Here is a 1,493-nt window from a genome sequence, read left to right on the forward strand (position 1 = left end):
TTTCTGCTCATATGTTCACGATCGTGGTAGCCTTCATACCGTCGTTATGAAGGCCTTTTTTTCGGGCAACTGCGCAACCAATCCAAAGTGTTATGTGATGTTCCTGCCCTCCTGAGTTAGCATCCAATTTGTGTTTGTAATTTTTAGTTCCTTCTACTGAGATAATTTCTATTAGTTCTGAATTCGTCTCTCTAATTTTTCAATAGCTTTTAGAACCACATCTCGATTCTTAGAAGATTTCATCCATAAAGGAAATCTACTTTCTACGCTAAGATAATATGGATGGTCTTCTCTTAATTCTGCTTCAACATATTTCTTTATGTACCCTAAATGTTCGAGGTTGTATGCCCATAAAACGTGACCGCAACATGATATCTGTAAATACAATGGATAGCCAAAAAACCAATCAAATGGTCCTCCTATATTTATAAAACCATTTTCCCATACTTTACCATATGAGATTACAGCTTGGTTGAAGCAGTTCTTCTTAGGAACAGATTCCTTATTCAATCCGCAATGTAAGCAAATGAACCTTCTTACAGTATCTGTTCTGTAAGGGGAATGTTCTCCTAATGAGATCACTTTTGATCTTCCGTTACAATTTGGGCAGACCACAAGAAATTCATAACCAAAACTCTCTAATATTCGATGTTGGTTTTTAAATTCTTTTTTCATTTAGTAGCCTCCCTTGCGTATAACAGCATATTGAGACTCTCAGTCCTTTTCTCGTATCACCGAAGTCACTACAGTAATAGCAGGAATTTCACATAACGTTGCGCATTTCTGACGTCCAAACGGCTTAAGGACCGTAGGTCCGGGTGGCTCTGCCACTTAGCCGGTTGGATGTGTCGTCTGAATACACTTCTCCGAAATACCTCTTGGCGACCAAGGAGCGTCAGCGACGAAGCAAAAATGCATTGTTAACTGATGCTCCTTCTTCTTCGACTTATCCTTCGAAATTACTTGTTCCGGTTTTTACGTGTTTACTTCTTTAACTCTCTTATTTCTTTAATGATCCTATCTAATCCTGTTTCCGCATAGGAAACACTCCTTGAAATATAGGCTCTTCATTTCTACCTTTTCAATTATCGTTTCCGTGTGGGAAACATTCCATATTCGTTATAAGTTGATCATGTTTTCATGGTTTTACTTTAAATCTGTTTCCGTATGGAAACTTTCATATCAGTTTTAAGCTCTACTCATCTTTAACATCTCTTTAATTAGTGCTTTTTCATGCCTTTTACATTTCTCAAGGAGTTTCAGTTAACGTTTGGATATTCGCGACGTCCATTCCCCTTAGATAGCTCTTATCTTAGGGGAATGGATGTATCTGCCTGGTTATTCTTCTTCGAAATACCTCAGGCAGATCAAGGGCCGCATGGCCTGAAGCGCGAATATTGTGTTGAACTAAACCGCTACGCGGTAGCTTTTTAAATCCTACAATCTTTCACTGCCATTTTCTAAACCTTCCTTTATCATCTAGTGAAAAAGGA

1 protein-coding gene is annotated in these 1,493 nt (G+C 38.3%); it reads right to left on the bottom strand.

The features are described 5' to 3' along the window. Positions 1-171: 171 nt before the first annotated feature. Positions 172-675, bottom strand: a complete 504-nt coding sequence (locus J2T13_RS26225; RefSeq protein WP_429375655.1) for a hypothetical protein — start codon at positions 673-675, stop codon at positions 172-174. Positions 676-1,493 lie beyond the last annotated feature (818 nt).

This window comes from Paenibacillus sp. DS2015 (genome assembly GCF_050433705.1).
In the GTDB taxonomy this organism is placed as follows: Bacteria; Bacillota; Bacilli; order Paenibacillales; family Paenibacillaceae; genus Paenibacillus_AQ.